We start from the raw sequence: 20,919 nt of genomic DNA on the forward strand, positions 1-20,919 counted from the left end.
GAAATAAATCTTTAAAACCTCCTCCAGTTCCTAAAAACCATTATTGACAATAGCCTGTAAGCATCTTTAAATAAAAAATACCATCAATAATGAATGAAAAGCTCAAAAAAAGATTACTAATTCCGTTACACGGAGATAAATATGTATTAATAAAATTATCTCAACTTGTATACTGTGAAGCTGATGGAAACTACACGTATTATTACATGTCCGATGGCACTCGCTATATAAGTAGTAAAAATTTAAAAATTACCGCAGATCTATTAAAAGATGAAGTTTTTTATAGAATCAGTCGTTCATTGCTCATAAACCTCAATCATGTAGAAAGTTATGATAAAACAAACAACGTCGTTCTTACAGGAAATATAAGTTTTCCTGTTTCCTATAGAAATCAAGCTTCATTTCATAAACTATTAAAAAGAATTCATTATACACTCTGCTAATTTTAGCATATATTAATGAAAAAATCGAAAGCCTGTAATATGAAAATTACAGGTTTTTTCTATTTAGAAAGGTCATTTGTCGTAAAAATTAACACTAAAACGTCAAAAACCAAGTATTTCTACCGTGTTTTACAAAACTTTTTTAAACTACATTTGAAACCCTATTAGCATATGTTCCCTTAAGCATAATACTAACTAACGTATTGATATAATTATATTAGAATGATGACAACGCATAAAAATATACTTATTGGGAGCGATACTTCTTCGTCATTAGCAGCGATTATAAAAAGCTTGCAGGATGTAGATCAATATAGTTTTATTACAGCTACGCGCATAGCAGATATTGTGCAAATTTCAAAATCACTACAGCCACTTTTAATCATTCTAAGTTTTCGAAACAATCAACACATTCTCAATTCTCTACAATCTTACTTTTCAGAATTTACAATTCCTATTGTGTGCCTTCGACAAAGAAATGAACAAGAAAATTTACAACTAAAAGAACAAACTATTCTATTTACCTATTCCTATGAATATGGCGTAGAAAGAAACAACTTAAGCAATAACATAAAAGGAATTATAAAACTTCTCAAGCTTACTGATACACATAAACAACAAAGAAAAAATACATTTAGTCCAGAAAATAATGATCTAACTCGTTACACGTTAGAATTAGATCAAAAAAAACAAATGCTTGACAAAATAAAAGAACGCATCAAGCAACTATATGCCAATGTAGATGATACTACCAAAACAAAGTTGATGTCAATTGTAAATACTATCAAAATGACACACAATAATCAAAAACATTGGGACGATTTCAAACTCTATTTTGAAAACATAAACCCTAATTTCCTAAAACGACTTACCTCACAATTTCCATGTCTTACGGCAAAAGATTTAAAATACTGTTGCTACTTAAAAATGAACATGTCCAATGAAGACATTCGTTTCATTCTTGGAATCAATCAAGAAAGTGTCCGTACACATAAATATCGTCTAAAAAAGAAAATGGTATTAAACAAAGATCAAGATCTTAGGATGTACATTCAATCATTTGCAAGCTAATATAGAACTTCTTCAAAAAGACTAGTAAATTTATAAACTTAAGCATTATATACGCAAAAAACATACGCTCCTATTTTCGTATCTTTCTACTGTGTGAAGTATTGCTGTCTTCAACAAGCACAAATTAAAAAAGTATAAACCAAAAAATCGATGCACATTTCCCTATGTGTAAATGGTTTCTGATGCGCAAAAAGCATTTGTCTACGTTTTGTCTACGGAAATATGTCTGTAACCATAAAATGTGCATAAATAGTATACGCGCGTTTCATCCATTTGCAAAGTGATATAGCTAATTTTAGCATGCTCGATTTTCTAACCAACCACTAATTATGATTGAAAAAGCATTTCAATTTACCGCGCAAACTCTCAACCAATTCATTAAAAACAAATTTGGATTGGATGATGATGCCGTATTAATCAATAGAATTATTGAACAAAACGGGAAGGTTCCTGAAAAAAACAAAAACCATATTGTACTGTCTTTAATTCATGTAGAAGAAGAAACTACAAAACAGTTTTTCAACAGAATGCAACCTGTTTCTGATGGGAATTATGCCAAAAAACCATTGGCAAATCGTTACAATCTTTTCATGTTAGTTACACCAAATTTTGATGATTATAGTGAAGCATTAAAATTTTTAAGTGCTACGATGCAATTTTTCCAAACAAACGAACTAATTGATGCAACAAAGTATGCGAACATTCCTGAAGAAATTGGAAAACTAGAATATGAATTCCAAAAAGGTGATGGCTACATGCAAATGCAAAATCTTTGGACAGCATTAGGAGCCAAATACCAACCATCAATCATCTATAAAATACGAATGATTACAATTGCTTCTGATGAAATAGAAGGATTTGAACCTAAAATTGATAATATCGGCACAAACGCAAATCCAACATCATGAATACTACCTATACATCCTTATTTAGCATTGCTATTCTGCATACATACTTTGTATCAGGTATTTGTGAAAGTTTAGTATTCAATCCCAGTTCAGAGAGTAAAAAGATTATTGATACATATGGTTTAATCATTCGCAAAATGCCAGATGGTTTTCAAGTGTATACCTCAACAAATCAACCAATTAAAGATTACTTAAACTATATAAAACAAGTAACAGGAGCAGATACTTTTGAATTTAACGGAGTTGTTACAGATCAAAATTTCTACAACTACACCGCAGAAATTCCTGTAAATGAAATTGGAATACTTTCCTATGAAAACAATGGAAAAACCAGCGTTCCTACTATACTAGAAAAAGCATTCTCTCCGCAAAGTGATACAGAAGACATTGTGTTGATAAAAATAAAGTTTGAAGACATTATTAATGTACAAGAAAACAATACAAACCTAACTTTTCAAGTTCAGTTAACTGCACGAAAAACACAATGGCAGTATTACATCATCAATAATTCAAATCAAAACTATCATAAAATAGCTATTCAAAGTAATACTGAAGAAGTACAATTTTCAAATGAAGGGGAAGTCACGTTGCAAAACGGGCAAAAAGCAGTATTATTTTCTTCTGGAACAACTACAATACCATTAAAAAATAAATCACAATACAGTTTTGAAATCATCAATACAAAACAAACGATAGCTGGTAATCGAAAAGAAACCATTTTCAAAGGCTTACCAATACCAAATACATCAAATTTGAAAATATTAGAAGACAATAACATTGCATCACCAATGTATGTCTATATCTAATCATTATATAGCAACCATAAAAATTAATACGAATTAATATCTATGTTTTATGAATTTATCAACCATTAAATCTCCAGGGGTTTATATCAATGAAATAAACGGGTTTGGAAATTCAGTTGTTCCAGTAGCAACTGCCGTTCCCGCTTTCATTGGATATACTCCGCAAGCCATGTACGAAGGGAAATCGTATACTAATGTACCTACAAAGATCACATCATTTAGTGATTTTCAGGCAATCTTTTGTTATCCAGATCCTGCACCACCTGCGGATCCTGCAAAACAATACAGTCCACAGTACTATTTAGTAGCTGAAAAAAGCCAACCAGAAAAAGGTGATTACATGCTTATTGCCGGCACCTACTACTCTATTGTTCCAGATCCAAATACAGTATATTACTTGTATAACAGCATTCGTTTATTCTATGAAAACGGTGGTGGAGACGCATACATCGTTTCTGTTGGAACATACGGAGCAGGTTCAGGTGTAGGAATGACACCAGGCGATCAAATTGTAAATCCTAATGTGCAACTTGGTGATCTTACAGATGGACTAGCCTTATTGAAAAACGAGCAAGAACCAACCATGTATATCTGTCCTGAAGCAACTTTACTTTCAGTAGCAAACAATGGAACACTTATGGCTTCGATGCTTTTACAAGCAGAAACAATGCAAACTTCTGTAGCTATTTTAGATATCATTGGAGGAAGAAATCCAGATCCAATTATGTGGATGAATGATATTACAACATTTAGAGACAATACTGGAGCTAACGGATTGAACTATGGAACGGCTTACTACCCATTTGTGGGAACAACAATAATGCAAAGTACTGACATTGACTATACCAATTTATTTGGTGGAGATGTGAAGCAATTACAACCTTTACTAAGTCCTGCATCAGATCCAAATCCTACGGTAGAAACAATTCTATCTAATATTGAGAATCCTCCAGGAACACCACTAACAACAAGTCAGTACAACAACTCTTTAATTACGGCAAGTAAAACGTATAGCACCATCATTAATCATGTATTAAGTGATGCAAATATGTTACCTCCAAGTGGTGGAATGGCCGGAGTAATTACGGTAACAGACAACGAAGTTGGACCGTGGCAAGCACCAGCAAATACCTCAATGGTAGGCGCTTCTTCACTTCCAATAAAACTATCAGAGTCACAACAAGGTGACTTAAACGTGGATGCGGTTTCTGGTAAATCAATCAATGCCATTCGTTTTTTCAATGGATTGGGAATCCTTATTTGGGGAGCAAGAACCTTAGACGGAAACAGCCAAGATTGGCGTTATTTATCAGTAAGAAGAACCATGAACTTCCTAGAACAATCATGTAAGCTAGCAGCACAAGCATATGTATTTGCACCAAACGACAAAAATACGTGGGAAGGTGTAAAATCTATGATTGGAAGCTTCTTAACAGGAATCTGGAAACAAGGAGGTTTACAGGGAGCAACTGCTGCAAGTGCATTTTCTGTTGAATGCGGACTAGGTGCCACAATGACTTCAGACGATATCTTAAACGGATTTATGAATGTTACAGTTAAAGTAGCTGTTGTACGTCCTGCAGAATTTATTGTATTAACATTCCAACAACAACAAGCTACATCAAGCTAAAAATTAAGAATGCATACAACATAATTCGACACAAACGTCGGAGTATATAAATCTCGATGATCGAGCAAAAATTAATTAACAAAACTAAAAATATAACATTATGGCAGATGACGGAAGTAAACAAGGCGCAACATGGCCCATGCCAAAGTTCCGATTCGAAGTTGATTTAGGAACTGAACTTAAAGGTGTTGCATTTCAGGAAGTATCTGGAATGGACGTAGAAAACCAAATCATTGAATATCGTAAAAGCAATAGTCCATTATTCTCTACTGAAAAAATGCCGGGTATTGTAAAATATGGAAATATAACAATGAAACGTGGTGTTTTTGTAAATGACAATACTTTTTGGGATTGGCATGCTGAAATTTCAATGAATACAATTAAAAGAAGAACTGTACTTATCAAACTATTAGATGAAAACGGAAAAGTAACAATGCAATGGCAACTAAACAATGCGTGGCCAACAAAAATTACCAGTACCGATTTAAAATCTGATGGAAACGAAGTAGCAGTTGATACACTAGAAATAGCACACGAACAACTAATCATTACGAATGGCTAATACTGATTATCCTGTTGGATTTTACTTTTCACTTTCGTTTGAAGGTGAAGATGCAGCTTTTAAAGAAGTATCAGGAATCAGTAAAGATCTTGGTATAGAAGAAATTACAAGTGGTGGCGAAAATCGATTCAAATATCGATTACCCAATGTAAGTTCAAGCCAAAATCTTGTGCTTAAAAGAGCAATTGTTCCAACAGGATCAAAATTAATAACATGGTGTTCCGATACAATGGACAACGGTTTAGCAACAGCTATTGAAACCAAAGATGTTTCGGTGAATTTACTTGACAACGAAGGAAAAGTGCTAAAGAAATGGACATTTTACAATGCATATCCTGTAAAATATGAAGTGTCTGATTTAAAATCTCAGGAAAGCGAAATTTTAATCGAAACCATTGAATTAGCATATACCTATTTCGATGTTGGTTCAAGTACATAAACTGGTCTATAAACAAACAATTTATGCCGATAGAAATTAGAGAATTAGTGATTAAAACAGAAATTCAATCTGTAACTAGAAGTTCAACAACAAGTCATCAAAAACAAGACTTGTCACGATTAAAAAATGAACTACTAGAAACGTGTAAGCGTATGATTTCTGAAAGTCACAAAAAAGAAAAGTATAAACGATAAATTACGATTATGGCATTGGAATATATGAAAATAACAGGTTATCAAGATGAGGATTTCACAAAACCTGTTTCTGGTGATCCATATAATCTAATGATCAATCCAGAATCGATAAAGTGGAATCGAACCATTGAATACAATGAACAACAACCGATAGATACAAGTTCCACATCTCAAAAATACAAAAGTACACCAAGTGACAATCTCAGTTTTGACATTGTTATTGATTGTACTGGAGTTGTAGACAACAAACGAACCGATCTATCAAAAGAGATTCAAACTTTAGAGGACATTGTTTATACCTATAACGGCGAAATTCACAGACCAAATTTTGTAAAAATTCAATGGGGAAGTGATCTTGTATTTTATAGTGTTCTCAAATCATTTGACACTACATATACACTATTCAAACCAGATGGAAGTCCGCTAAGAGCTAAAATTTCCTTGAGTTTTGGAAAATACATCTCTGCGGACAAACGAACCAAAGAAGACAGCGAAAGTTCACCAGACATTACCCACATGGTAGAAGTTATACAAGGTGAAAGCTTGCCACAACTATCCGAAAAAGTTTGGAATACACCTTACTACTATGTGCAAGTAGCGCAATACAACGATTTAAACAAGTTTAGACAGTTAAAAGGAGGACAACAGCTATTGTTTCCTCCAATAATAAAACCAACATAAGCATATATGAGTACAACAGAAATCACAAGTGGCGGATTGGTCACATTTACGATTAAATCTGCAGGAAGTGCTATTCCTGATACAATGGACGTACAATCAATTGATGTAGAAAAAGGTATCAACCGAATTTCAATGGCAAATATTGTTATCATTGATGGAAGTCCCGCTACAGAAACATTTGAAGCGAGCTCATCTTCCACATTTGTCCCTGGAACTAAAATTACAATTGAAGCTGGTTATGATTCAACAAACGAAACCATTTTTGAAGGAATAGTAACCAAACAAAGTATCCGAATTCACGGTGCTGAAGGTTCTGTTTTAGTCGTAGAATGCCGTGATGAAGCTGTAAAAATGATTGTTGGGCGTAAAAGTATCACCTATGCTAAAAAGAAAGACAGTGACATTATGAGTTCCATTATTGGAAACTACAGTGGGTTGTCGGCTGATGTGACAGCAACAACAACTGAATGGCCAGAACAAGTACAATACTATACAACGGACTGGGATTTTCTATTGGCACGTGCGGAAACAAATGGAATGATTGTAACTGCGTTAAACGGAAAAGTATCAGTTGCAGCACCTGATGCTGATACATCTTCAGTGTTGACAATTACGTATGGAGATAATTTATTAGAGTTTAATGCTTCGCTAGATGCTGTAACACAATTAGGGTCGGCAAAAGCAACTTCTTGGGATTATACACAACAACAAACCGCTTCTGGAGAAGCGTCAAATAGTTATGCAGGACCAGGAAATTTATCTTCTAAAACGCTCTCTGAAGTTGTTGGTTTATCAGATTATGAATTGCAAAGTACAGCGCCAATTCAAAGTTCGGACTTAACAAATTGGTCAAAAGCAGCGTTGGTAAAAAGCGCGTATTCTAAAATTCAAGGTGATGTAAAATTTCAAGGAAGCAACTTAGTTGATCCTGCAAAATACATTACGCTTGCTGGCTTGGGCGATCGTTTCAACGGTGATCATATCATTTCAAATGTACATCATGCCATTGCACATGGAAATTGGATAACAGAAGTTTCAGTTGGCTTATCTCCTATTTGGTTTACAGAAGAACCTGATGTAATGGCACCACCAGCTTCAGGATTGTTACCAGGAGCGCAAGGATTATTCAATGCAACGGTAAAAAAAATGTATGAAGATCCAGATAGTCAATATAGAGTCTTAGTTGATATTCCATTATTTGATCCAAGTGGTGAAGGTTTATGGGCACGTTTAACCAACTTCTACTCAACATCGGGCGCAGGTGCATTTTTTATGCCTGAAGTCGGTGATGAAGTTGTTGTTGGATTCTTAAATGAAGATCCTAGGTATCCAATCATTTTAGGAAGTATGTATAGTTCATCAAACAACAAACCATTTACAGGTTTAGATCCAGATGAAAACAATACCATAAAAGCGATTGTGTCAAAATCTGGAATCAACATACAATTTGATGATGATAAAAAGATCCTAACGCTAGAAACGCCAAGTAAAAACACAGCAATTTTTAGTGATGATGAAAAAAGCATTACCATCAAAGATCAGAATGATAATAAAATTGTGATGTCTGATAGTGGAATTACTATAACGAGTCCAAAGGACATTACCATTGAAGCAACTCAAAATTTAAACCTAAAAGGAACACAAGGTGTAAATATTGAATCTTCTGGCGGTGATGTGCAAATCAAAGGACTCAATATTAAAGAATCAGCGCAAATGGAATATTCCGCTCAAGGAAGTATGACAGCTTCCTTACAAGGAGGAACACAAGCTACCATAAAAGCCGCAATGGTAATGATTAATTAAATAGTTCTGAGATATGAGTAGTGAGATATCAGATTTCTCAATACTAAAATCTCAATACTCAATACTAAAAAAAGAAACTATGCCACCAGCAGCACGATTAACCGATTTTCATGAATGTCCAATGCAAACACCTGCGGTTCCTTCTCCAATTCCGCATGTTGGCGGACCTATTATTGGGCCTGGAGAACCCACAGTATTGATTGGCAAATTACCCGCCGCACGTGTAGGTGATATGTTAACCTGTGTTGGACCGCCAGATTCGATAGTAAAAGGTTCAGCAACGGTAATGATTGGCGGAATGCCAGCCGCTCGTATAGGCGATTCAACCGCACATGGCGGATCAATAGTTTTAGGATGTTTTACAGTAATGATCGGTGGATAAGCAAAGAATCATACAAAAAGAGTTTTTAGGCTCAGGTTGGTCCTTTCCGGTGAAATTTTCATCAGGAAGCTATCAAGTGCAGCTTACGAAATATGAAGATAACATCAATGAAATGATCAATTTGATCATGCAAACCACATTTGGCGAGCGTCCATTTGAACCACAATTTGGAGCAGGTTTGCAACGATTTTTCTTCAAGGAAATGCGTCCTACGTTACAAGGAGAAATTCGAGATGCTGTAAAATCGGCATTATTAGATAATGAACCTAGAATTAAAGTTGTAGAAGTAATTGTTGAATTTAGTGATTTACAAAGTGGGCTGGTTGAAATCACTGTTAATTACATCTATAACCAAACAAATACAAGACATAATTATGTGTATCCTTTTTACATAAAAGAAGGAACCAATTTAAAGAAATAAATGAATACTGTTGACCAAAATAACGCAATGCTATCGCTTGAAAAAGCCTTAGTACCTAAATCCAATCTGATCGATGGACGATCAGAGAAGGACCAGTTGCGCATGTTGGTCGATTTTGCGAAACTGTTTAATTTTTATGAACAAGACAATACCATCAATGGAAACTGGTCTCCTTTTTTACTAAAAGATCCTGTTTTTTTGGTAGCTTCTATTGCAAAAACATCGTTTCAAAAAGCCTATACGTTATTCATAAACACCTGTATTCAAGTACAACAAGTATTGACCAAAACAGTTGAAGATAGCGTTATTTCAACAGCATTCAATCAATTATTTGACCAATTGACTACTATTTTTCAAACCATTGAAAGTTGGACAGTTTTTATGAAGAATTCAACCTATGAATACAATCTGAAAACATATATTATTAACAATGTAAAGGAAACGTATAGCTTATTACTTTGGTCATTATTAGAATTTCAACAAGTATTATCAAAACAGGAAATTATTCCTTACATACAACCTGTAGATACATTTGCTTTTGAAAATTATGATCAAAAAATTTGGAAACAGAGCAAAGGTAAAATGCCGTATTGGACAGTGTTAGGATTGCCTACATATCCATGTGAAGATGATAATACACAACAATGTTTTTATATTTCAAAAATCACGATTACAGATGTTTTTAATGCATTGCAATACGCTGGTAAAAAAATATTTTCTTTTTACAGCAATTGTATTTCATATGCAGACACAGAATTGGAAAACATCAAAAAAATTCCAGGACACTTTCCTGATACTTTATTGTTTCGCACATTTACGAATTTACTCAAAATATATCAAGCGCAATTCAATTCCTTAGCAACAGCACATTTAAACTTTTACTATCAGGATATTTTATTACAAACACCTAAAAGTACTGTTGCTGATACAGTATTTGCTGCTTGCAATTTGACAAAAATAACTGAAACATTCAGGCTGCAAAAAGATATCACTTTTGCCGCAGGCGTAGATACGAATAAACAACCTATTTTGTTTGAAACTACAAACGCGACTTCTTTAAATCCTGCTAAAATTGTAAATGCATACACACTAGCGACTGGAAAAGACACTAATACCAACACACAATTATATTTGGAAAAATTACCACCTGTAAATGTCGTTACTAAAGACGAATCAGGTGTTGTACAGCAATGGCACACCTTTGGTTCGCAGCAAAAGCCAATAGGAACAATCCATACTATGGAATTAGCATTTGGTTCTCCTTTGTTATATCTCGCGGAAGCGAAAACCAGAACCATCACAATTGCATTATCACTTTCAAATGATACATATTCAGATATTATACAAAACAATACAACCTACTATTTGAGTACAGCTGAAGCTTGGGTAACAATTCCCGCTTCAAAAAGAACAGTTAGTATCGAAAATAATGTTGCAACAATAACAATTACGCTAGCAGTAACTGATCCAGCAATTACGGCTTTTACTAAAAATCCTGACGGATATACTAGTGAATGGCCATTGTTTAAAATGTCGTTTTCAACATATAAATCGACTACGATTCCAACAACAATTTCATCTGTAACAATTGGTGTTGATGTTGTGGAATTACAAAGTTTTCAATTATACAATGATTTTGGAGCAATAGATCCTACAAAACCATTTCAACCCTTAGGACCATCACCAAATGTGAACCATAACTTTATGATAGGAAGTAATGAAATTTTTAGCAAACCTATTAGTGATATATCGTTTACAATGACTTGGAATCCGTTTCCTGCTGATTTTGATTTTGGTACGTATTATGAAGAATATAACAACTTTTTAACAGGGCAATATTCTGAAGTTCCTGTAAATTTAATGAGTGAGGAAGAACTATTTAAGCTAATCATTAAAGCCGTTGAAGATTTATTTAAAAAAGTATTGGACACTCAAAAAAAGGTATATGATCAAATTTTAACCGTAGCTGTCAATACAATAAAAACATTAGTTGAAGTTGAAATAGCTACATTAAAAAAGTTGATTGAAACAGAAGTAAAAACACTAGAAAAGCAAATCAATGCTGACCATGCTGTTTTACAAGATATCAAAAATGGATTGGAAATACTTTTCCAAGATATTAAAAAACTACTTACTGATATCGTTACGGATGTTGAAACAAATGGTAGTATAAATAAAACAAAAGTAACCGCTGCTAAAAGCACAGCTACTACAAAAATTGCTGCTACAAAAGAAGCTATTTTAAAAAAGATATCAGACTTTAAAACGACAACTTTAGCAAAATTTCCAGAAAAAAAAGAATCATTTTTAAGTAGAGTTGGACATGCAATTGGAAGCATTTTTAAGAAAGAAGAAAAACTAGCTACCTTACCATTTCAATATTCAAACTTATCCTTTTTTGTAGACTTTACATGGTTACAAAATGGATTGTGGGAAGGTTTTACAATGCAGCAAAATGATACTAATTTTTCTTCTACAACAACTTCTGAAAATTTATTTTTTTCGTCCGATGGTGCAAAAGACACTATTCCGGCAACAAGAACGTTTGATTTTGCAGGAATTGAAGTTGCTACGTCACAAATAGATCCAACATTACAACAAAAACCTTTGCAGTTGTTAGATACCACTACACTTGGCTTTTTGAAAATGCAGTTCATCTTACCAAGTTACGGGTTTGGCTTAGACTTGTATCCAAAAGTAGTTGGCGCTATTGCGTTGTATAATGGTAGATTAATCGCACGTAAAAGTAACGATTCATTAGTAAATCCACCAAACATTCCTTTTACTCCAATCGTTAGTAAAATTACAGGAAATTATAGTGCTTCTACAACTTATGATTTTTCAACCAATGAACAAACGTATCCACTAGAATGTTTTTATTACACTCCGTTTCAAAACTATAAAATATATGATATTGCAAATGGAATCATCACAAAAGATACTACTATTGGCGAATCGCCAAAGCGTACAACAGACGGAACTATTATTTCATTAACGGCATTACCATTACTACCAAACTTTACATCGCAAGGACAATTGTTTTTAGAGTTAGAAAATGTAATCGCTCCTGCGCAAGTGTCTTTCTATTTTGAACTAGCGCGTACGTACACAGAACAAACTTTTGATGAAAAAACAGTAAATTTTTCATACTTAAGCACCACAGGTTGGAACACACTACCTGTTATTTCTGATGAAACAAACGGTTTTACTTGTTCAGGAATTATTACCGTAAATATTTCTAGAGATATTACCACACAACACGATATTATGCCAGGCAACAATAGTTGGATTGCCATTGGTACTACAAATAATCCTGACGGTTTTGCAAAAACAACGTTTTTAAAAACCAACGGAATTACACTTAAGAGAATTGTAAGTGCTACAGATGTTTCTACAAATGCGCCAGAATTAAACGCAAATGTAATCTCAAGTCCTGAAAATGCAATTCCTGAAATTTCTGCAACAGTACAACCATTTCCTTCATTTGGCGGAAAAGCGTCTGAAACCACACCACAGATGAACTCACGTGTAAGTACACGTTTAAAAACCAAAGATCGATTGATTACAGCAGAAGATTATTTCAATGTAATTCGTTTGGAATTTCCTGAAGTATATTATTCAAAAACTAGTTATCATTCATCAGCAAAAAAAGTCATCTCATATCTCGTAAAACGTGTTTCAGATGCTACAGTTGCCAATGCTTTTGAGCCTTTAGTAAGCGAATGTACTGAGCTTGCTATTGAAGAATATATCCAAACTAGAGTAAATGCTTTTACAAAGATTGCTGTTTCAAATTTTACACTTCAATATGTAAAAATTACAGCGAGCATTATCATTGATTCAAACTATGAAATTTCTATAGTTAGCAAAGAAATAAATGATGGAATAAACATATTTCTATCACCTTGGATTACGAGTGCACAAGAACAAATTACCATAGACAAAGGTATCAACACAGCACAAATAGCTTCATTTATTAACAGTTTTGACGCTGTAATAGAAGTAACAACTATTTCATTTCAAATTGGCACCAAAGATTTTACCACAGGAACCATTCAGTATGATCCTGAAGCAAAAAACGAATTCACACCAGCAAACGGAACTTTAGTAGTTCCGTCATTAAACAATATAACCAACGAAAGTAGCATTACGTATAGTTTTCATATATGACAACGGAAAATCACATAGTAGACACGCAACTTCCTTTAGAGCTTGATTTCCAATCTCTGAAAGCAGCCGGACTTGCCTACATCCAAAAACATAGCAGTACAGCTTGGACAAATTTGAATCCGAGCGATCCTGGTATAACTATTTTGGAACAACTCTGCTATGCATTTACGGAACTGGGTTATTGTGCAAATTTTCCAATGAAGGACATTTTAACACAAAAAAATGGATCGCTTCAAGTAGAAAATCAGTTTTACACACCAAAAGATATTTTAACAACATCACCGATCACAATTGATGATTATACAATGTTGGTGATTGATCAAATTGCGGCTGTAAAAAACATCATTATTGCACCTATTCCGACAGCATTCCCATTTGTACAAGGCATTTATAATGTGTATCTATTGTTGGATAAAAATTATACAGATCCTACTGTTGAGCACAATCCAGAATTTGATACATTTTTCTTACTAAACAATGTTAGAAACATTGCTGAAGTATTTTTAATGCCAACAACATTAGTTGAAAAAACTTATAGCATTACAGGAAATTTAGAGTTAAAATCTGGTTATCACTATCAAGATGTATTACCAAAAATTATACAAAGTATTAGTCAATATGTATTTCCAGATGTTACCCAAACTGGATATGATAAATTGCAAAAAGAAGGTGAAAGTACCAGCGCTATTTTTAATGGACCTATTTTAAAAAATGGTTGGATTCCTTCACAAAGTATTCAGCCTAAAAAAGATACCATCCAGCCATTTGAAATCACAAAATTAATTCATGATATAGAAGGCGTACAAGCAATTTCTAATGTTACTTTTTATTATGATAGTGAAAAAGAAGACTCGGCAACTTGTAATGAAAATGAAATTTTAGTTTTTGATTTTACACAATCATTAACAAGTACAAATCAGTTAAAAATTCATTCGGAAGGAGCACAACACAATTTAGACGTAAACACCTCATTGTTAGAAGAATTCGGAAGCATGCAACAGCTTTCTTCTAAAATAAACACAGTAGCTGCTGTAGTGACAGAACCTTCGCTTCCAGAAGGTAAATTTAGAGATATTACCAACTATTATGCAATTCAAAACACGTTCCCTGAAGCGTATAAGGTTGGTTTAAACGCGGTAAATAAAAATACACCTGCGTATCAAACAGCACAATCGCGTCAGTTGAAAGGATACTTAAATGTATTTGATCAAATGTTGAGCAATCAGTTTGCGCAATTGGCAAATATTGACAAGTTATTTTCATTTAAAAATTCAATTACAGGAAGTCCTGCCGATTTAGAAAATTACAACGCAACAAAGACAAAAGAACAAAAAGAAAATCCTAAATATCCAGCACCTTTTAAAGTGTTTTCTCCAACATATTTTTACCAATCGTTGTATGGAAGCGTGCCAAATATTGAACCGTTATTACTCGATTATACAACATTTAACTTTGGTCCTGTTCTCGAAACAGAAGATGAATTAGAAAAGAAAAAATGGACACTATATCAAGAAGATCCATACAATGCATATATGTACGGATTGCTGGTTGCTATTGAAGAAGACGCTATCAATTTACAACGTAGAAATGATTTACTAGATCATTTGTTAGCACGACATGGAGAATCACCTGCGGTTATTGACACCATTATTTACGGAACGATATATTCTGGAGACGTCCTAAAAGATCGTGTGATTATTAAAAGTGTATATCTACAAAACCTAGCCACTTTATCTTATCACAAAACCAAAGCATATAATACTATTGGAAGTACAATTATTAATAATACGTTTACGGAAGTTACTGCTGAAACTATTAGCGATGTTATTAAAGAAAGTGATCCGAAAAAGCTTTCCAAAGCCTTACAATTATTAAGAACAATTATTGTTAAATCGAATGATCGTGAAACTATTTTTAATTGTAGTTATATCGATGCTTCCCAAAAAGTAACCAAGCAAGATTGCATTGATTACACAACAATTATCTTAAAAATGCAACTCTTATTAGCGTTAGAGCAACACTATATCAATTATTTACAAACATATAAAAGCTTTGATTTTTACTATCACAAAGGATTCTATTTACAAAGTTTACATCTAACCGAAATAGAAAGCTTGCAAAAAAGTACTGCGCTATGGTTAATTTCAGAACGTAAAGGTTTGATTTCTGTAGAAACGAACATTTTATTACAATCGGCAGGTTTTACAGTATACATCAAAAAAGCAATCGATTCTTTAGGTGGAAAATTTAAGTATTATAGTAATAATACAATGTTGTCATACGAAGACTTCATTATATTAACTACCTCGTTTGATAGTATGACAACTGATGAAGTAAATACAATGCTAAGTGATACTTCAAAATGGACAATGAATTTTGAAAATCCAACTATAGAAAATGATAGGTTTGATACGCTTGGAACTTCAGATTATACCTATACAATTCAAATTTCGTGGGGAACTGAATTCACTACTACAATTCACAATCCAATTTTCGACAATACATTGTTATTCTATTTTCCAGATTTTATAACGTCACTTAACGCTACAGCATACAAACAACGACTTTCCTATTTCTTAAAAAGTCAATTACCGTTGCATGTGAGTACGCGTACAAGTTATATAGACGCTACAGATATGTCCAACTTGATTCCATTATTTTCTGATTGGCATAATGCACTTCTGTACAATGGGACTAATTCTGATTTTGACACAACACTAGCAACAACAACTGCTGGACAACTGATTTCCCATTTAGATAAACTTTACAAAAAGCACGCCAATGTATAGTTCGGGAGCACATATCGTCACGCGTTGCGAATGGAAAACAGCCTTTGATTCCAAACAGCTTGCTACTGCTTTACAAATGTATATAAGTAAATGGAGTACATACAAAATGCAGCGTATTATCAATACTGTTTTTGATCATTTTTGCCCAGAAGGACAAACTATGAAGATTAAAAAATTGTCGGTTGATTTAGGCGCAATCACGTATGAAAATATGGAACGCGAGCTTCCAATTCGTTTAAAAGATGCCTTATCTGATGCTTTGTATGCGTTGATTATGTATCCAAAAAGTGGTGATCAAACTTTGGAAGTTGTCAATGCTTCAATGGCACAATTACATATTTTAAAATCCCTTTTACTAGAAGGAATATTGCCTTGGAATTATCAAGAAAGTTACGGTTCTGCTAATCATATTATGAGTTTACAGTTGGCAAACAATCGATTGGAAATCATTCAACTTATTCAAGAAATCGGTGTCAAATTAGATGTTCGTAAACGTATTGCATGGCAATTTAATGAAACGTTGATTAAAAAAATAATTACTGGATTAGAACCTAATAATCATCAACAAATTATTAGTTTTTCAGAAGAATTTGTCAAAGTTCAAGAAAAGGAAAATGTACTCAAAACAAGTACACAAGCGTTCAAGAAAAATTTATGGTTATGGATTTTAAACTATTTATTTGTTGACAGAGGAACCATTTTTAACAAAATCGCTTTTGTACGCAGTACCATTGTTCAAATTGCCAATCATTTTAATATTTCATATGATGTTTTGGTAGAATTGATTGAAGCAGCAATCAACAGAAACAAAAGATATTCTATTGTAAGTAATGACTTTATCGCAATTTTAAAATTATTATCTGAAGAGTTACATCACAAATCATATACAGAAGTTAAAACACATAAACAGCAGGAAAATTTCTGGAAAAAAGTGGTTACATATTTTAGTTCCGCTTCCGCGAGAAGTAACTCGGCTCAAAAAAATGAATTCAATGAATTGGTAATTAATTTATCAAAATTAGATGCTACGCGTTTTCAAAAAATCATCGTAAGTGTAAATCAAAAACCAGCACATTGGGAAGCAATTTTAAAAGACTTAATTCCAGCAGCTATTGAAAATTTATTCATTGCGCTGTCGCCTACACAATCTAAGAACGTATTAACACAAATTGAATTTTTAACACAGTTAAATACTAAAATAAGTTCAAAAATTGTGCCTGTACAGTTGTATACTTTAGGAATTGAATTTTGTGTAACACATCAAAATGCATCGGTTTCAAAACATGATTTCTTAACTTTTATTATTGAAAAAATTGCTAAAAAACAACAGCAATCAAAGTTTAGCATATTAAATCAATTATTAGGAACTTCTATTACAAATGCAACCACTCAAAAAGCAGCATTTATTCCTTTATTCAATGAATTGAAAAGTTTATTTCAACAAGAAATTGTGTCTGCAAAAAACACAAACAATGAAGCATTACACACTATTATAGAAACCTATATTGAAGCAATTACTACAAGTCAACTCTCAAAAAATGAAACACATATACTTGAACAGAAAATGCTTCAATGGATTACTATTTCTCCAAAAGATTTTTGGAAAACTATTATAAAGACTCCAAAAACAACGTTTATTACAGCGCATGTAACAACATTAATTGCTACCTACGGAACACAACGTTTTCTAAAAGAAGTACATCCAACAATTGCTACATTTTTACAAAAAGTACAGCATGTTTTTACGGAGATCATTGCGAAAAACTCAAAACATACTGCTACACTTCGTTCTATAGCGCACTTACTAAATGAAATCAGTTTTGCAATTATTTGGAAGGAAAATATACAAAACATTGATCACTTTTTTGTCAAGTTGCTTCTAGGCATTCAACGTAAAAAAACAGTAAAAAATAACGCTGATCTTCAAGAAGTAATTCAGTTGATATTGACACATCCAAAGATCAAAACAATTGGTTTTTCATCACAAGAATTTGTGGCAATTCAACAACAATACAAGAAGCTTTCTCAAAAAACGGTTTTGGCAACTATTCTAGAAACTACACAGGAAATAAATCAACAACAGAAAGTAGCCGACTTGTTAACTGAAATTGTTAGAACTAAGAAAATAAAAAATTCAGAATATCAAAAACATACAAAAACAATTATTACCTATTTGCTTTCCAACGGAGAACATATATACACGAATTTGATTCCTAAATTTTTAAAAGAAATTGCCAAATCGAAATCAAACTTATCTAATTCTGAAATAGAAAAAATCTTGAAAAATTGTTTTTGGCAAACGTTGGTAGTATACACTTCATATAAAGGAAACGAACAACAATTCATCGCGCTATTTGAAGCTACAATTGCTACAACGTTTTCAGGAATTCAGTTTCAAAAAGATGTTTTCAATACAGTTTCAACCATTCAAAAAGAAACTGCAGAAACTCGTTTCGAAAGGATTATAAAAATTACAAAAACAGCAAATCAGCAAGAAAAAGTAGCAGAATTACTAGCTGAAATTATCCAACCTAAAAAAACACAAAATTCAGATTATCAAAAATATACACATACAATCATTCGTTATTTACTATCAAACGGAATCAATGTACGCAAAGAACTAATTTCCACATTTTTAACAAAAATCTCAACAGAAAAACCAAATCTAAACAAAGCTGAAATACGTCAAATTTTAGCTAATTGGTTTTGGAAAACGTTGGTTTCTTATGCTTCATACAAAGGAAATGAACAGCGATTTAAAATCTTATTTGAGACCAATATAATGGAAGTTTTTTCAAACTTGAAAACTGCTTCAAACGAATTGATTTCTATTCCAACAACAAATACTAGTACATTAACGATTCCTATAGAAATAACAGCTTCCACCCTATTTGAAACGATTCAACATGAGTTGAAAAAAGGAGCTACAGCTATTCGTATCGGTAACAAAACCTATACATTTTCAGAAGTATTTACACTTGGTTTAGAGACTTCTCCAACACAAATAAGAACTATTATTCAGGAAACTGTTTATACTAAAAAACAACGTAAACAATTACAACAAGCTATCACTTTTGAGGAATTCATTATTCTAATTTCAAAAGGTTTATCAGGTTTCGCTATAGAAATGTACAAATCGTTTCACATGCTATTTGTCATTGCAAAACACTTTGGAAATACACAAATTGTTGCAACATTAGAAACGCTGTTTTGGAACGAAACAATTGTTAGTATTCAAGCAAAATCAGTTACAGAAAAACAATTGAAAACATTATTAAAAGTAACCTTTGATGAACTTTCAAATGTTGATACGTTAGATCTTTTAACTATTGTAAGATATATAAAACGCAATCGCTTAGCTATTCCAAAAACATTAAAAACAGCATTGATTACGCACCATTCTATTTTTGAAGCAATTGCTTCAACAACGCCAAAAATTTCACTTTCTAAAGCCATTGAAACTTGTATTAGAGAAGGAAAAATTGAAGCATTGAGTACTTATCTCATTACAGAATTTACAATTCCTGCGTGGTTTCAGCATAGAGAAGCGTATACATACGAAGCAATAGTAAATATCCTTATTTCGGAACAACCGTTACTTGTTTTAAAAACCATTAGGAGTAACAAAGTCTCTGAAATACAACTCACAAAACTTACACAAACGATTCGTTTTTCAAACTTAATCAAAACCGTATCAAAATTATATCCATTACAACAAAAACGACTTGCCGATCTTCTAAAATTATATGAAAGCATGGCAATGATTTCTGTAACCGGAATTGCTACCAAAGAATTGCAAGATGTACTGAGTAAAAAAGTATGGAAAGCATGGCAAACTGCAAATTGGTCTTTGATTTCGCAAACAAATATTTGGAACGAACTCTTATGGGAAATTTGTGGTAAAAAAAGCATGAAAACGCATGATTTTGTCAAAGCGATTCAAAGTATTAAAACAAGTTTACCAAGTACGCTTCAGGTAACATTTACAAGCTTATTTCCTGAAAAGAAGAAAGCTTTACAAATAGCGACAGTAACACAAAATAAAACCCTAAAACAAACAGCAATGAATACGCAACAAACTTCACTTCCCGATGAAGGAATTACAATTCCAAACGCTGGATTGGTACTCCTCAATAATTATTTCTTAATGCTTATGGAGCGTTTAGGAATTATTTATAACAACGAATTCAAAACGGAAGAAGATCAAGAAAATGCAGTGCATTATTTTCAATATATCGTAACTGGATTGACGGAAACGGAAGAATCTTTATTAGTCTTAAATAAAATAATATCTGGTCTTTCGCCAAATACACCTATCAAAAGTTCTATAGATATGACAAGCGATCAAAAACAATTAATTGATGGATTGATACAAGCCGCTATTGGATATTGGCCAGAAATTGGTCAGACTTCAATTGATGGATTCCGTGGAAATTGGTTGGTTCGTGAAGGAATTTTGAGAGAAACCGAAGAACGTTGGGAATTGACCGTAGAAAAAAGAGCCTATGATATTTTACTCACAAAATCACCATTTTCATTTTCAATTATAAAATTACCGTGGATGCCAAAACCACTACATGTTACTTGGCCATTTTAAAAACTAACAACCATGAAAAAATA

The 20,919-nt window shown here is 33.0% G+C and carries 15 protein-coding genes; all 15 read left to right on the plus strand.

The window, feature by feature from the left end; genetic code table 11:
- Nucleotides 1-89 precede the first annotated feature (89 nt).
- Entirely contained in the window at nt 90-443 is a 354-nt protein-coding gene (locus tag Q0828_RS17080) for a LytTR family DNA-binding domain-containing protein (protein WP_298423851.1), read from the plus strand.
- Nucleotides 444-665: 222 nt separating this feature from the next.
- Nucleotides 666-1,514: a hypothetical protein gene (locus Q0828_RS17085; protein WP_298423855.1), complete on the plus strand. Its 849-nt coding sequence runs from the start codon at nt 666-668 to the stop codon at nt 1,512-1,514.
- Nucleotides 1,515-1,843: 329 nt separating this feature from the next.
- Entirely contained in the window at nt 1,844-2,422 is a 579-nt protein-coding gene (locus Q0828_RS17090) for a DUF4255 domain-containing protein (protein WP_298423858.1), read from the plus strand.
- Entirely contained in the window at nt 2,419-3,228 is an 810-nt protein-coding gene (locus Q0828_RS17095) for a hypothetical protein (RefSeq protein WP_298423861.1), read from the plus strand. Before Q0828_RS17090 ends, Q0828_RS17095 begins: the two co-directional genes overlap by 4 nt.
- A gap of 49 nt (nt 3,229-3,277) precedes the next feature.
- Nucleotides 3,278-4,858 carry a phage tail sheath C-terminal domain-containing protein gene (locus Q0828_RS17100; RefSeq protein ID WP_298423864.1) on the plus strand — a complete coding sequence of 527 codons (1,581 nt, stop codon included), beginning with the start codon at nt 3,278-3,280 and terminating at the stop codon, nt 4,856-4,858.
- Nucleotides 4,859-4,958: 100 nt separating this feature from the next.
- The gene (locus Q0828_RS17105; RefSeq protein WP_298423867.1) at nt 4,959-5,420 is read left to right on the plus strand and encodes a phage tail protein; all 462 of its coding nucleotides are present in this window, start codon (nt 4,959-4,961) and stop codon (nt 5,418-5,420) included.
- Nucleotides 5,413-5,859 (plus strand): phage tail protein, encoded by a 447-nt coding sequence (locus Q0828_RS17110; RefSeq protein ID WP_298423870.1) that lies wholly within the window; start codon nt 5,413-5,415, stop codon nt 5,857-5,859. Before Q0828_RS17105 ends, Q0828_RS17110 begins: the two co-directional genes overlap by 8 nt.
- Nucleotides 5,860-5,882: 23 nt before the next feature.
- Complete coding sequence (locus Q0828_RS17115; protein WP_298423874.1) at nt 5,883-6,053, plus strand: DUF5908 family protein; 171 nt, start codon at nt 5,883-5,885, stop codon at nt 6,051-6,053.
- A 9-nt stretch (nt 6,054-6,062) separates the two neighbouring features.
- A complete protein-coding gene (locus Q0828_RS17120; protein WP_298423877.1) occupies nt 6,063-6,734 on the plus strand; it encodes a hypothetical protein in 672 nt (223 codons plus the stop codon).
- A 6-nt stretch (nt 6,735-6,740) separates the two neighbouring features.
- Nucleotides 6,741-8,537 (plus strand): type VI secretion system tip protein VgrG, encoded by a 1,797-nt coding sequence (gene vgrG / locus Q0828_RS17125; RefSeq protein WP_298423880.1) that lies wholly within the window; start codon nt 6,741-6,743, stop codon nt 8,535-8,537.
- A 79-nt stretch (nt 8,538-8,616) separates the two neighbouring features.
- Nucleotides 8,617-8,919 (plus strand): PAAR domain-containing protein, encoded by a 303-nt coding sequence (locus Q0828_RS17130; protein ID WP_298424346.1) that lies wholly within the window; start codon nt 8,617-8,619, stop codon nt 8,917-8,919.
- On the plus strand, nt 8,912-9,340 hold the full coding sequence (locus tag Q0828_RS17135; protein WP_298423882.1) for a GPW/gp25 family protein: 429 nt from the start codon (nt 8,912-8,914) through the stop codon (nt 9,338-9,340). Before Q0828_RS17130 ends, Q0828_RS17135 begins: the two co-directional genes overlap by 8 nt.
- Complete coding sequence (locus Q0828_RS17140; protein ID WP_298423884.1) at nt 9,341-13,510, plus strand: hypothetical protein; 4,170 nt, start codon at nt 9,341-9,343, stop codon at nt 13,508-13,510. It begins immediately after the preceding gene.
- On the plus strand, nt 13,507-16,299 hold the full coding sequence (locus tag Q0828_RS17145) for a hypothetical protein (RefSeq protein ID WP_298423888.1): 2,793 nt from the start codon (nt 13,507-13,509) through the stop codon (nt 16,297-16,299). The genes Q0828_RS17140 and Q0828_RS17145 overlap by 4 nt, the downstream gene beginning before the upstream one ends.
- On the plus strand, nt 16,292-20,896 hold the full coding sequence (locus tag Q0828_RS17150; RefSeq protein ID WP_298423893.1) for a contractile injection system tape measure protein: 4,605 nt from the start codon (nt 16,292-16,294) through the stop codon (nt 20,894-20,896). Before Q0828_RS17145 ends, Q0828_RS17150 begins: the two co-directional genes overlap by 8 nt.
- The last annotated feature ends 23 nt before the right edge of the window (nt 20,897-20,919 follow it).

This window comes from uncultured Kordia sp., from assembly GCF_947496985.1.
In the GTDB taxonomy this organism is placed as follows: Bacteria; Bacteroidota; Bacteroidia; order Flavobacteriales; family Flavobacteriaceae; genus Kordia.